At 72.6% G+C, this 12,468-nt stretch carries 14 protein-coding genes; 4 read left to right on the top strand and 10 right to left on the bottom strand.

What is annotated here, in order from left to right:
* Positions 1–30: 30 nt before the first annotated feature.
* The 3 genes from QRY02_RS01730 to QRY02_RS01720 are packed head-to-tail and all read left to right on the top strand — an operon-like array spanning position 31 to position 2,450.
* A complete protein-coding gene (locus QRY02_RS01730) occupies positions 31–798 on the top strand; it encodes an alpha/beta hydrolase (RefSeq protein ID WP_285989731.1) in 768 nt (255 codons plus the stop codon).
* Positions 795–1,301 carry a hypothetical protein gene (locus tag QRY02_RS01725; RefSeq protein ID WP_285989730.1) on the top strand — a complete coding sequence of 169 codons (507 nt, stop codon included), beginning with the start codon at positions 795–797 and terminating at the stop codon, positions 1,299–1,301. Before QRY02_RS01730 ends, QRY02_RS01725 begins: the two co-directional genes overlap by 4 nt.
* 9 nt (positions 1,302–1,310) lie before the next feature.
* Positions 1,311–2,450, top strand: coding sequence for a glutamate--cysteine ligase (locus QRY02_RS01720; protein WP_285989729.1), 1,140 nt, complete (start codon positions 1,311–1,313; stop codon positions 2,448–2,450).
* On the opposite strand, the gene QRY02_RS01715 is transcribed toward QRY02_RS01720, so the two are convergent.
* The 8 genes from QRY02_RS01715 to QRY02_RS01680 form a co-directional block, all read right to left on the bottom strand.
* Positions 2,447–3,289: an NUDIX hydrolase gene (locus tag QRY02_RS01715; RefSeq protein WP_285989728.1), complete on the bottom strand. Its 843-nt coding sequence runs from the start codon at positions 3,287–3,289 to the stop codon at positions 2,447–2,449. The genes QRY02_RS01720 and QRY02_RS01715 overlap by 4 nt on opposite strands.
* 37 nt (positions 3,290–3,326) lie before the next feature.
* A complete protein-coding gene (locus tag QRY02_RS01710) occupies positions 3,327–3,590 on the bottom strand; it encodes a hypothetical protein (protein WP_285989727.1) in 264 nt (87 codons plus the stop codon).
* Positions 3,591–3,834: 244 nt separating this feature from the next.
* Positions 3,835–4,773 (bottom strand): ROK family protein, encoded by a 939-nt coding sequence (locus QRY02_RS01705; RefSeq protein ID WP_285993738.1) that lies wholly within the window; start codon positions 4,771–4,773, stop codon positions 3,835–3,837.
* Between the two features lie 15 nt (positions 4,774–4,788).
* Complete coding sequence (locus QRY02_RS01700) at positions 4,789–5,385, bottom strand: hypothetical protein (RefSeq protein ID WP_285989726.1); 597 nt, start codon at positions 5,383–5,385, stop codon at positions 4,789–4,791.
* Positions 5,382–6,515 (bottom strand): ArsA family ATPase, encoded by a 1,134-nt coding sequence (locus QRY02_RS01695; RefSeq protein WP_285989725.1) that lies wholly within the window; start codon positions 6,513–6,515, stop codon positions 5,382–5,384. The genes QRY02_RS01700 and QRY02_RS01695 overlap by 4 nt, the downstream gene beginning before the upstream one ends.
* A 1-nt stretch (position 6,516) precedes the next feature.
* Positions 6,517–6,951 (bottom strand): SRPBCC family protein, encoded by a 435-nt coding sequence (locus tag QRY02_RS01690; protein ID WP_285989724.1) that lies wholly within the window; start codon positions 6,949–6,951, stop codon positions 6,517–6,519.
* 27 nt (positions 6,952–6,978) lie between these two features.
* Positions 6,979–7,773 (bottom strand): metallophosphoesterase family protein, encoded by a 795-nt coding sequence (locus QRY02_RS01685; RefSeq protein ID WP_285989723.1) that lies wholly within the window; start codon positions 7,771–7,773, stop codon positions 6,979–6,981.
* Between the two features lie 11 nt (positions 7,774–7,784).
* A complete protein-coding gene (locus QRY02_RS01680) occupies positions 7,785–8,195 on the bottom strand; it encodes a polyketide cyclase / dehydrase and lipid transport (RefSeq protein WP_285989722.1) in 411 nt (136 codons plus the stop codon).
* Between the two features lie 129 nt (positions 8,196–8,324).
* On the opposite strand from QRY02_RS01680, the gene QRY02_RS01675 reads away from it, so the two are divergent.
* Complete coding sequence (locus tag QRY02_RS01675) at positions 8,325–10,121, top strand: AMP-dependent synthetase/ligase (protein WP_285989721.1); 1,797 nt, start codon at positions 8,325–8,327, stop codon at positions 10,119–10,121.
* Positions 10,122–10,198: 77 nt separating this feature from the next.
* Here the strand turns inward: QRY02_RS01675 and QRY02_RS01670 are convergent, their stop codons facing one another.
* A complete protein-coding gene (locus QRY02_RS01670) occupies positions 10,199–11,557 on the bottom strand; it encodes a GH1 family beta-glucosidase (protein ID WP_285989720.1) in 1,359 nt (452 codons plus the stop codon).
* A 16-nt stretch (positions 11,558–11,573) separates the two neighbouring features.
* Positions 11,574–12,461 carry a carbohydrate ABC transporter permease gene (locus tag QRY02_RS01665; RefSeq protein WP_285989719.1) on the bottom strand — a complete coding sequence of 296 codons (888 nt, stop codon included), beginning with the start codon at positions 12,459–12,461 and terminating at the stop codon, positions 11,574–11,576.
* Positions 12,462–12,468: the final 7 nt, after the last annotated feature.

Raw genomic sequence — 12,468 nt, 5'->3', positions numbered from 1 at the left:
GACTGCCCCGCTCACACGGAAGGCGATCGCATGGGCGTGCTCGCCGGCGCGGAACCGTTCGGCCACACCGGTTCGGCCGATACCGGGTTCCTGCTCTGCCACGGGTTCACCGGTACCCCGGCGAGCATGCGGGCCTGGGGTGACCACCTGGCCGGGGCCGGGTTCACGGTGCGCTGCCCGCTGCTGCCGGGCCACGGCACCCGCTGGCCGGACCTCAACCGCACGACGTGGGAAGACTGGTACGGCGCCGTCCGCGAGGCCCTGCTCGCGCTGCTGGCGACCTGCAAGACCGTGTTCGTCGGCGGCCTCTCGATGGGCGGCACGCTCACGCTGCGCCTGGCCGAGGAGTTCGGCGACCGGATCGCCGGGATCGTCCTGGTCAACCCGTCGGTGACGCGGCTGAAGTGGGACACGCGGCTGCTGCCGGTGCTGGGCCGGATCGTGCCGTCGGTGCCGGCGATCGCGAACGACATCAAGAAGCCGGGCGAGACGGAGCTGGCCTACCCGCGCACGCCGGTGCGGGCCGCGGCGAGCCTGGCGAAGCTGTGGGCGGTCGTGCGCGCGGACCTGGCCAAGGTCACGCAGCCGGTGCTGCTGCTGCACTCGTCGGTCGACCACGTCGTCGAGCCGGTGAACTCGCAGCTGGTGCTCGACGGCGTCTCGAGCACCGACGTCACCGAGGTCGTGCTGGAGAACAGCTACCACGTGGCGACGCAGGACAACGACGCCGAAGTGATCTTCACCCGCAGCGTCGAGTTCGCGAAGGCGCACGCGGCCCAGCCCGAGGAGACCGCATGAGCCGGGGGAAGGACGGGCCGGAGGACGTCGACGCGACGTTCGCCGAGATCGTCGCCGACCTGCGGGCCGCCGGGTTCGGGCTCCCGGAAGAGGAGACCGCGGACACCGGAGACACCGCGAGCGCGGAATCCGAGTCGCGCAAGACGCCCGAACGGCCCGCCGACCCGCCGGCCGTGGAGGCCCCGCCCGAGCCGGGCTGGCGGTCCGGGGGCACGTCGTGGGACACCACGATGTTCTCCGACGACCCGGCGGAGGACGACGAGCACTACGTCCCGCCCGAGCCGCCGCCGCTTCCCCGGCCGAAGCTGGGCGCGTTCCTCATCCTGCTGCTGTTCCTGGCCGGGCTGTTCCTGCTGATCCTGCCCGGCGCGATCGGCGTCGGCCCGACGGTGGCGACGCCGCTGGGCATCCTCGCGCTCGCGACGGCGATCGCGCTGCTGCTGCTCCGCGTGCGCCAGGGTCCGCCGCCCGGCGCGGACCCCAGCACGGGCGCCCAGGTCTGACGGACGGCGATGCACATCGAGTTCAGTCCTTCGCGGCGATCGACCGTCGGCGCGGAATGGGAGCTCGGCCTGGTGGACCGCCGCAGCGGCGAACTGTCCTCGGTGGCCGAGCAGATCCTCGAAGCCGTCCGGCCCGACGGGCAGGCGGAGCACCCGAAGATCAAGCAGGAGCTGCTGCTCAACACGATCGAGATCATCACCGGCGTCTGCGACACGATCGCCGAGGTCAAGGCCGACCTGAACGACTCGCTCGACGTCGTGCACGGCGTCGCCGACCCGCTCGGCGTCGAGATGTTCTCGGCGGGGACGCACCCGTTCTCGAACTGGTACCAGCAGAAGGTCACCGACAAGGAGCGCTACGCCAAGCTGATCGACCGGACCCAGTGGTGGGGACGGCAGATGCTGATCTACGGCGTCCACATCCACGTCGGGGTCGACCACCGCGAGAAGGTGCTGCCGGTCCTCGACGCGCTGCTCAACTACGCGCCGCACCTGCAGGCGCTGTCGGCGTCTTCGCCGTACTGGGGCGCCGAGGACACCGGGTACGCGTCGAACCGGGCGCTGATGTTCCAGCAGCTGCCGACGGCCGGGCTGCCGTTCCAGTTCCGGAAGTGGGCGGAGCTGGAAAGCTACGTCGAGGACATGTTCACCACCGGCGTGATCGACAGCTTCTCGGAGATCCGCTGGGACATCCGGCCGTCGCCGAAGCTCGGCACGATCGAGATGCGCGTCTGCGACGGCCTGCCGACGCTGGAGGAGGTCGGCGCGATCGCGGCGCTGACGCAGTGCCTGGTGGACGACTTCGTCGAGCGCCTGGAAGACGGCGAAATCCTGCCGACACTGCCGCCGTGGCACGTCCAGGAGAACAAGTGGCGCGCGGCCCGCTACGGCACCGACGCGATCGTCATCCTGGACGCGGCCGGCCGCGAGCGGCTGGTCACCGACGACGTGGCCGACCTGCTGGACCGGCTGGAGCCGGTGGCGCGGCGGCTGGACTGCGTGGCCGAGCTGCGCGACGTCGAGACGATCCTGCGGTACGGGCCGAGCTACCGGCGGCAGCGCGCGGTGGCCGAGCAGCACAAGGGCAGCCTCAAGGCCGTGACGGCGTCGCTGGTGGCCGAGATGCGCGACGGGATCGCGAAGGACTAGAGCTCGTCGAGCTGACGGCGCAGCGTGCTGGGGCCGACGATCGACGCGCCGAGCGCCTCGACGCGCCGTTTCAGCTCCCGGTCGGCCGTCGCGACCAGGACCTTGGCCTTCTGCTGCCCGACGACCTCGACGATCTTCGAGTCGCCGTCGGTGTCCGCGGCGACCACCTCGACGCCTTCCGTGCCGGTGACGTGCTTGGCCTGGCCTTCGACGACCAGGACGATCCGCGGCCACCACGTCACGGCCGGGTCGTCCGGGTCCGGCACGCCGGCTTCGGCGAGCTTGGCCAGCTGGTCGCGCAGGCGCTCGGCGGCGCCGTGCCGGTCGCGCCACCAGCCGTCCGGGCGCGAGCCGACGACGTTGGCCGCGTCGACGACCAGGACGAGTTCGCGGCCGACGCGGTCGCGCAGGTCCGGCCACGCGGCGGCGAAGTCGCGGTGGAGGGGGTAACCGGGGACGTCGTCGGGATCCACCCAGCGCACCTCCGCACTTTCGGTGTTGGCGACGCGCGCTTCGGCGCCGTCGGCGAGGGCGAGGACGGTGGTGTAGCTCCAGTCGCCGTGGTCGACGACGGAGGCGGAGACCGCGCGGAAGGCGTCGGCGGGGACGGAGACCTCTTCGAAGGCTTCCCGCGCGGCCGCTCCGACGGCGGTTTCGCCGGCTTCGATGGCTCCCCCGGGCAGCGCCCAGGTGCGGCCGTGGTGCACCCACCAGGCGCGGCGCTGCAGGAGGACACCGCGGGCGGGGTCGACGAGCAGCAGGCCCGCGGCCCCGTAGCGCCCCCAGTGCAGGTGCCCGCAAGAGCAGCGGACGAAGACGCTCGCGGACAGGTGACTCACCGGTCCAGCGTGGCACAGGTCGGTCGCGGGTCGCCCGTCATCGCTTGGGGGCCCGGCTCGCGCGGCTGCCGATGATCGCGGTCAGGAGGATGCCCAGCGTGAGGCCGCCGAGCAGGATGACGGCCAGCACCGGGCCGGGCACCAGCGGCTTGATGAGGAACTGCCCCACGAGGGTCCAGCCCGCGAGCACGAGGACGCCGGCGGCCACCGCCACCCACTTCCGGCGCGCCTTCGCCCGGGCGAAGGCAGCGGCGGCCATCAGAACCGCACCGCCGACCCCGATCCACACCTCGGCCGCCATGCCCGCTCCCTCCCCTCGGCCGGGACGGAGTACCCGATCGGGCGACGGACGACACGGGACGGCCGGGATTCTCGCCGACGTCAGCGCGGCCCGCCGTTTCGAGCAGCCCCCGAATTCGACGCTACCGGGGAGCACCGACAGTTCGGGGCGTTCGTCGGGCCGGACGACCCGGAACCGGCCGGCGGGGCGGCCACCGCCGTCGTGACGCTGGATCCGATGGGCCGCGGCCGCGCCGCGGCGGCAGTCAGACCGGGGTCTTCGCCGCTTCCAGGGCCAGGGCCGCCGCGCCGACGATCGCCGTGTCGTCGCCGAGGTGGGCCGTCCTGATGCGGGCCAGCGGGCGGTGGCGGGCGCCGGTGATCGTGCCCGCGTAGTGCTCGCGGGCCTCGTCCAGGAACAGCGGCGCCGACTCCGACACCCCGCCCCCGATCACGATGATCTCCGGGTCGAACACGTCCGCCACCAGCGCCAGTCCCTCGCCCAGCCACTTGGCCAGCTCCGCCATCGCCAGCTGGGCGATCGGGTCGCCGTCGCGCGCCGCGCCCGCCACCCGGCGGCCCGTCACCGAGCCCGGGTCGCCCGCGACCTGGGGAGCCAGCACCGTCGACCGGCCCGGGTGCCGCGCCAGCAGCTCCACCGCCGTGGCCGCCAGGGCCGTTCCGCTGCAGTACCGCTCCCAGCAGCCGTACTTGCCGCACGGGCAGGGGCGGCCACCGCGGACCACCGTCAAGTGACCCAGCTCCGGCGCGACGCCGTACGCGCCGCGGTAGAGCTTGCCGTCCAGCAGCAGCCCCGCGCCGATGCCCGTGCCCAGGGCCACCAGGGCGGCCACCTGGGCGCCGCGGGCCGCGCCGAAGCGGTGCTCGCCCACGATCGCCGAATTGACGTCGTGCTCCAGCAGCACCGGCAGGCCGACGCGCTTTTCGATCCGGTCGGCGACCGGCGCGCCGCGCCAGGCCAGGTGCGGGGCGAACATCACCGACCGGCGGTCGCGCGCCACGAAGCCCGCCACCGCCAGGCCGACCCCGGCCACGTCGTGCCGGTTGCGCAGGTCCTCGACCACACCGGCGATGGCGTCCTCGAGGGCACCTTCCTCGGTCGGCGTCGCGACGCGGGCCGTGTCGAGCAGGGAGCCGCGTTCGTCCACCACGCCGGCCCGGATGCTCGTCCCGCCGACGTCCACCCCTATCGTCCGCACTCAGCTCTCCCACTCGTCGCGCCGGCGGACGGCGATGTGCTGCACCCTGACCGACACCGTGGCGTCCGCCGCGGGCCGCGGCGCGGGCCGGAACCCGGGCATGTGCACGCCCTCCTGCGGCTCCCACCGGTCCGCGAGCACCGCACGCAGCAGGGCGATCAGCTGCGCGAGCTGCTCGGCCAGCCGCGCGACCAGCTCGGGCCGTTCCCCCCGCACCACCGCGACGATCGCACAGAGCGGACACCAGCCGCACGCCGAACCGTCCGGTTTCGCCTCGTCAGGGGTCCCGTAACCACCGGGGCTTCGCCCCGGGCCGGGGGCTTCGCCACCCGGAACCCCCGAAAAGAAGCTGCTGCAACCACCGGGGCTTCGCCCCGAGCCGGGGGCTTCGCCACCCGGAACCCCCGAAAAGAAGCTGCTGCAACCACCGGGGCTTCGCCCCGAGCCGGGGGCTCCGCCACCCGGAACCCCCGAAAAGAAGGTGTCGTGCCCGGCCGCGAGCACGCCTTCGAGCCACGGCGCCGCCTTCTCCGCGACCATCTCGGCGAGCAGGCGGATCTCCTCCGTCAGGCGCGGCCCGTGTTCCTCTTCGCTCACCCGCGTCCCCGGTTCCCGGCCAGGTGCACGACCAGGCCGTCGGCGTCGGATTCCGCGCCGGTGATCCGGCACGGCCGCAGCGGCTCCGGCAAGGCGATGAGCCTGCGGAAGCCGTCCACGGTGATCGCCAGGTCGTCGTCGACGCGGGCGAGGTCGACCTCGGCGTCCCGCGCGAGCGGGACCGCGACGCGCAGGGTGTACCCGCCGGTGGCCGGCCGCACGCGCAGCAGCGGGGTGACGGGGACACCGTTGCCCGCGAGGGGGTCTTCGCCGCGGTAGAGCTCGGCGGCGATCTCCAGCAGCGCCGGCAGCCCGACCGGCTCGACGGCGCGGTGCTCGACCCGGGCGACCGGCCCGATCCCGGCCGCGGCGAGTTCGGCGAGCACGGCGTCCTGCTGCGTCCGCCGCGTGCGCAGCCAGGACGCGGCGGCGCCGCGCCAGATGCCGGGCGCGGGCATCAGCCGGTTGGCGATCAGCCCGTCGACGGCGATGCCGCGCAGGGCCAGGGAGCTGAGCGTGCGCCGCGCCTCGGCGACGACCACCCGCTCCGGCGTCAGGACCAGCCGGACCGTCGTCACCGACGGGTCGGTGAGCAGCGCGCGCAGGCCGTCGAGGTGGGCGCCGAGGCGGCGCACCGAGTCCGTGACGCCGCCGCGCGGCCCGAACACGCGGGTCAGGTAGCCGGAGACGGCCTCGGGCAGGGCGAGCAGCCGCAGTGTCTCGGCCGTCGGCCCGCAGTCGACGACGACGGTCTCCCACGGCCCGTCCTCGGCCAGCCGCCGGACCTCGGTGAGGGCGAGCAGCTCGTCGACGCCGGGCAGCACGGTGAGCTCTTCGGCGTCGAGGGTGTCCAGGCCCGCACCGGCCAGCACCGCCCGCAGCTCACCGCGCAGCCGCTGCCAGCCGGAGTCCACCAGGGAGCGCGAATCCACCTGCACGGCGGAAAGCAGAGCGTCCACTTCGGACGGTTCGGCGCCGAGGGGACGGGCGAAGGCGTCCCCGAGCGAGTGCGCCGGGTCGGTGGACACGACGAGGGTCTTCCTGCCGCGGGCGGCGAGGGCGGCGCCGGTGGCCGCGGCCAGCGTGGTCTTCCCGACACCCCCCTTGCCGGTGCACAGCAGGATCCGCACGCTAGCCCTCGGCCCGCTTCTTGAGCTCCTTCAGCGCGGTGTCCATGACCATCTTCTCGGCCTTGCGGCGCAGCAGGCCGATCATCGGCAGCGCCAGCTCGACCGACAGCGTGTAGGTGACCCGCGTGCGGCCGCCGAGGTCGGCCAGCGCGTAGCGGCCGTTCTGCGCCTTCTGCATCTGGCCCTTGACCAGGTGCCAGCTGACGCCGAGGCCGTCTTCGTCCCAGTCGTACTCGAGGGTGTAGACGTCCTTGATCGGACCCGCGTCCAAGGTCAGCTTGACCTGCTTGGCCCGGCCCTCGCCGTCGGTGTCGAGGACCTCGGTCTGCCGGACGGCCTTGGCCCATTCCGGGTACGCGGGGAAGTCGGCGATCACGGCCATCACCCGGCTGGGCTCGGCGTCGACCTCGATGGACTGTGTGGACTGCTCGGCCATGGGTCGAAGCGTAGCCGCCGCGGTTGGTCACCAGCGCAGCACGTAGGGCTGCCCGGTCTCCTTGAAGTGACCCACGTTACGGCACTCGGTCAGGCCGACCCGGGCGCGCGCCGCCAGGGGCTGGTGGACGTGCCCGAACACCGACCAGCGCGGCCGCTGGGCCCGGATCAGCTCCAGCAGCGCCGTCGAGCCGATCTCGCTGCGGCGCGCGACGACGTCGTAGGTCAGCTCCGGCAGCGCGGGCGGGCCGTGCGTGCAGAGGACGTCGACCTGCTCGAGAGCGGCCACGCTCCGGTCGTAGTCCTCGCGATCCCGCAGGTAGGGACGCCAGACAGCGCCCTTGCGGGGCCGCGGGACGACGCCGTCGGGCAGCAGCGCGCCGCCGACGAACCCGAACCGCAGGCCGCCGATCTCCGCCACCTCGCCGTCGAGCACCCGGACGCCCTCGCCGGTGAACTCCGGCCACAGCGCCGGGGTGTCCACGTTGCCGGGCGTGGCGTAGGTGGGCGCGGTCATCGCCGCGAACAACGTCGCGTACTGGGCGCGGATGGCCTCGTCGACCGCGCCGCCCGGGTCGTCGAGGCTCGCCCAGAGCGTGCGCGAGAAGGCAACGGTTTCGTCACGGGTGCCCTCGCGGCGCAGGCGGGCGAACTCGCCGACCTTCTCCGCGCCGAACAGGGCACCCATGATGCCCTTGTCGTGGTCGCGGTAGTCGACGAAGTCGATCAGGTCACCGAGCACGACCAGGGCGTCGGCCCCGTCCCCCGCGCGCTTCAGCGCGTCGGCGTTGCCGTGCACGTCCGAGACGACGTGTACCCGCACCCCTGAACCCCTTAGCCCTCGCCCCGCGGAGGAACGCCGGGCTCGCGCCCGTCCTCCAGGATCTCCTTGAGCCCGAGTGCGATCGCCTTCGCCGCACGGGCCCGCCGGTCGAACTCCCGCCGCAGGTCGCGTGGCGCCAGCGCCCGGGGCGTCCCGGCCGCGTCGGCGGGGGTCGCCCGCAGGAAGTAGTGCAGCAGGGTGCCGTCGAGCACCGGCTCGAGCCAGACCTCCATCGTACCGACGAGGGCACCCGTCACGGTCCAGCGCAGGCCCTTGTCCCCCCGGTCGGTGTAGACCTCGAGGACCAGGTCGGGCCAGTAACGCCGCCAGGAGGCCGGCTCGGCGAAGACCGCGGCCACGGTGGCGGGCGGAACGGCGAGGAACGTCTCGTCGACGATGTCGAGTGAGGGTGGCGCGTTCACGTGCGAAGAATGTCACGCCCTCGCCTCGCGGCGCCGATCAGCATGGTCTTAAGGTGCTCACCACGCTAAGTTGACTGGCGGGTAACAGCGGTGTCACCTGCCGCACGCGTTTGAACACGGAGGTCCCACGTGCGCGAATACAGCGCTCCCGCCGGCAAGCCGGTGGCCGACGACGAAAACATGTCCGACGTCGTCTGGGCGAATGCCGAGCGGTTCTCCGACGTGGTGAGCTTCCGCCGCCAGGTCGAGGGCAGCTGGCTGGACGTGACCGCCAAGGAGTTCGCGGCCGAGGTGCTGGCCGTGGCCAAGGGCATGGCCAAGGCCGGGATCGGCCGGGGCGACCGCGTCGCGATCATGTCGAAGACCCGCTACGAGTGGACGCTGATCGACTTCGCGATCTGGGCGGCCGGTGCGGTCACCGTCCCGATCTACGACACGTCCTCCCCCGAGCAGGTCCACTGGATCCTGTCCGACTCGGCCGCCAAGGGCGTGTTCGTCGAGACGAACGGCCACGCCGCGGCCGTCGAGGAGATCCGCGACCGGCTCACCGACCTGGACAGCACGTGGCAGATCGAGGGCGACTCCCCCGCCGTCGAAGAGCTGTCCGCGCTGGGCGCTTCGCTGTCGGACGACGAGCTGCACGACCGGCGCCGCGAGGTGTCCGCGGACGAGCTGGCCACCATCGTCTACACCTCGGGCACCACCGGCCGCCCCAAGGGCGTCGAGCTGACCCACCGGAACCTCCTGGCCGAGATCCGCGCCGACATCGAGGCGTTCCCGCAGCTGATGGAGCAGGGCAACTCGCTGCTGTGCTTCCTGCCGCTGGCGCACGTGCTGGCCCGCGCGATCGCCGTGACCGCGCTGACCGCCCGCGTCACCCTCGGGCACACCCCGGACGTCAAGAACCTGGTCGCCGACCTGGGCACGTTCCGGCCGACGTTCGTCGTCGCCGTGCCTCGCGTGTTCGAGAAGGTCTACAACTCGGCGAAGCAGAAGGCCCACAGCGAAGGCAAGGGCAAGATCTTCGACGCCGCCGAAGCCACCGCGGTCGCCTACAGCGAGGCGCAGGACAAGGGCGGCGCCGGGCTCGGCCTGAAGGCCAAGCACCTGGTGTTCGACAAGCTCGTCTACGGCAAGCTGCGCGCGGCCCTCGGCGGCCGCTGCGTCGCGGCGGTCTCGGGCGGCGCCCCGCTCGGCGCGCGGCTGGCGCACTTCTTCCGCGGCATCGGCGTCCCGGTGTTCGAGGGCTACGGCCTCACCGAGACGTCCGCGGCGGCGAACGTCAACACGCAGACGGCGTTCCGCGTGGGCACCGTCGGCAAGCCGGTCAACGGCACCTCGGTCCGCATCGCCGACGACGGCGAAGTGCTGCTCAAGGGCGACGTCGTGTTCCGGGCGTACTACAACAACCCGCAGGCGACTTCCGAGGCCCTCACGGACGGCTGGTTCCACACGGGCGACCTGGGCGAACTCGACACGGACGGCTTCCTGAAGATCACCGGCCGCAAGAAGGAGATCATCGTGACGGCGGGCGGCAAGAACGTCGCCCCGTCCGGCCTCGAGGACACGATCAAGGCGTCCCCGCTGATCAGCCAGGCCATGGTGGTCGGCGACCAGCGCCCGTTCATCGCCGCGCTGGTGACGGTGGACGAGGAGTACTTCCCGTCCTGGAAGTCCCAGCACGGCAAGCCCGCCAACGCCACGGTCGCGGACCTTTCGTCCGACGCGGACCTGCTCGCGGAGATCCAGGCCGCGGTCGACGAGGCGAACAAGTCGGTGTCCAAGGCCGAGGCGATCAAGAAGTTCACCGTGCTGGCGAACGACTTCACCGAGGCGGGCGGGGAGATCACGCCGAGCTTGAAGCTGAAGCGGAACGTGGTGACGAAGAACTACGCCGACGACATCGAAGGCCTGTACCGGAAGTAAGCGCCGCGAGGTGGCCTTCGGTGCGTTGACCGCGACCAAGGCCACCTCGGGCACTTGTCATCCTGGCGTTGCCGGACCTACCCGCGCTGGGCCTCGATGAAGTCGCGGTACCAGCGGTAACTCGACCTCGGGGTGCGCTGCTGCGTCTCGTAGTCCACGTGGACCAGGCCGAAGCGGTGCTTGTACCCGTGGGCCCACTCGAAGTTGTCCAGCAGCGACCAGCAGAAGTACCCGCGCAGGTCGACCCCGGCCGCCGCGGCGGTGCGGGCCGCCTCGATGTGGTCGTTCAGGAAATTGATGCGCTCGTAGTCCGCGAAATCGCTCCGGTCCGCGTACACGCACCCGTTCTCCGTGACGTACACCGGGGGCAGGCCCGGGTATCGGTTGTGCAGGCCGACCAGGGCTTCCGTGAGACCCTCCGGCTCGACCGGCCAGCCCATGCCCGTCCGCGGGACGTCCGGCAGCCGCGAAGTGTCCACGCCGATGTCGGCCACCGTCCGCAACGCCGGGTCCGGCTCGCGGTGCGGGGCGTCCGCGACGTGCAGGCGGTAGTAGTAGTTCACGCCCAGGTAGTCCAGCGGGGCGCCGATCGTCTCGAGGTCCTCGTCGCGGCGGAACGAGAAGTCCGAGACGCCGTCGAACATCGCCGACAGGCCCGGTGCGTAGCGGCCGCCGAACAGCGGATCGGTGAACTGGCGGCGCAGCAGGGTGTCCTGCCGCGCGGCCGCCGCGGCGTCGGCGGCCGAGGACGACACCGGCACTGCGGGCGACTGGTTGAGGACGATGCCGAACTGGTGCGGCAGAGCCGCCCGCTCACACATCGCCCGCACCGCCAGGCCGTGGCCCAGCAGCAGGTGGTGGGCGGCCGCCAGCGCGCCGTGCCCCTCCCGGGCCCCCGGCGCGTGGCGGCCTTCGCCGTAGCCCGCGACCGCGCACGGGTACGGCTCGTTCAGCGTCGTCCAGTGGTCGACGACGTCGCCGAGCTCCTCGTGCACCAGGGCCGCGTACTCGGCGAACCGGAACGCCGTGTCGCGGGACCGCCAGCCGCCCGCGTCCTCCAGGGCCTGGGGCAGGTCCCAGTGGTAGAGCGTCAGGAACGGCTCGATCCCCCGCTCCCGCAGCCCCTCCACCAGCCGCCGGTAGAAGCCGAGGCCCCGGCGCTCCAGGCGGTGCCCGTCCGGCTGGATCCGCGGCCAGGACACCGAAAACCGGTAGGAGTCGACGCCCAGTTCGGCGAGCAGGCCGAGGTCGGCGCGCCAGCGGTGGTAGTGGTCGGCCGCCGGTTCCCCGGTGTGGCCGCCGGCCACCGCGCCGGGAACCGCCGCGAACGTGTCCCAGATGGACGGTCCGCGGCCGTCGACGTCGGTGGCGCCCTCGATCTGGAACGCCGAGGTCGCGACACCCCAGCGGAAGGCGGGCGGGAAGCTGGAAGTCACGGTGAGCTCCGGGAGGTCAGCCCTTGAGCGCGCCCTGCATGATGCCGCCGACGATCTGGCGGCCGAACAGCAGGAACACGATCAGGACGGGGACGGTGCCGATGGTGGCGGCGGTGAGCACGAGCGTGTAGTCGGTGGTGTAGCCGCTGGCCAGTGTGGACAGTGCGGTTTGGACGGTCGGGTTCTCCGGCACCAGCACCACCAGCGGCCAGAAGAAGTCGTTCCAGGCCTGCATGAAGGTGAACAGGCCGAGCACCGCCGCGGCCGGGCGGGCGGCGGGCAGGGCCACGTGCCAGAACAGCCGCAGCGAACCGCAGCCGTCCATCCGCCCCGCTTCCAGCAGCTCCAGCGGCAGCGCCCGCTCGAAGTACTGGCGCATGAAGAACACGCCGAACGCGGTGACCAGGCCGGGCACGATCACCGCCTGCAGCTGCCCGGCCCACCCGAAGTCGGCCATCATCATGTACAGCGGCACCACGCCCAGCTCGGTCGGGATCGCCTGGGTGGCGACCACGACGAGCAGCAGCGCGGTCCGCCCGCGGAACCGCATCTTGGCGAAGGCGAACCCGGCCAGCGTCGAGAACAGCACCACCGAGACGGTGATCGTGCCCGCGACGATCACCGAGTTGCCCAGCGCCAGCGCGAAGTCCGTCTGGTCGAAGACGCGGGCGATGTTCTCGAACAGGTGCCCGCCCGGCACCAGGACCGGCGGCACGCTCCCGACCGCCTCCGTCGTCTGCGAGGAGACGACGAACGACCAGTACACCGGGAACGCCGAGCCGGCCAGGATCGCGATCAGCGCGGCGTAGGTCCACGGGCTCGCGACCCGCCGGGCGATCCGCCGGGCCCGCCCGGGCGAGGCGGCCGGCGGCGCGGGGGCGGCCGGGGTCAGCACGGTGGTCATGTCCGCT

The sequence above is a fragment of the Amycolatopsis sp. DG1A-15b genome, assembly GCF_030285645.1.
Taxonomy (GTDB): domain Bacteria; phylum Actinomycetota; class Actinomycetes; order Mycobacteriales; family Pseudonocardiaceae; genus Amycolatopsis.
The sequence above is the reverse complement of the archived record's forward strand: the minus strand, read 5'-3'. Positions and strand labels throughout refer to the sequence as shown.

What these genes read in the sequence shown, in the direction of transcription:
- QRY02_RS01720 (WP_285989729.1), top strand. Translation starts at nt 1,311, where the DNA reads ATGCACATCGAGTTCAGTCCTTCGCGGCGATCGACCGTCGGCGCGGAA.
- QRY02_RS01730 (WP_285989731.1), top strand. Translation starts at nt 31, where the DNA reads ATGGGCGTGCTCGCCGGCGCGGAACCGTTCGGCCACACCGGTTCGGCC.
- QRY02_RS01710 (WP_285989727.1), bottom strand. Translation starts at nt 3,590, where the DNA reads ATGGCGGCCGAGGTGTGGATCGGGGTCGGCGGTGCGGTTCTGATGGCC.
- QRY02_RS01690 (WP_285989724.1), bottom strand. Translation starts at nt 6,951, where the DNA reads ATGGCCGAGCAGTCCACACAGTCCATCGAGGTCGACGCCGAGCCCAGC.
- QRY02_RS01665 (WP_285989719.1), bottom strand. Translation starts at nt 12,461, where the DNA reads ATGACCACCGTGCTGACCCCGGCCGCCCCCGCGCCGCCGGCCGCCTCG.
- QRY02_RS01725 (WP_285989730.1), top strand. Translation starts at nt 795, where the DNA reads ATGAGCCGGGGGAAGGACGGGCCGGAGGACGTCGACGCGACGTTCGCC.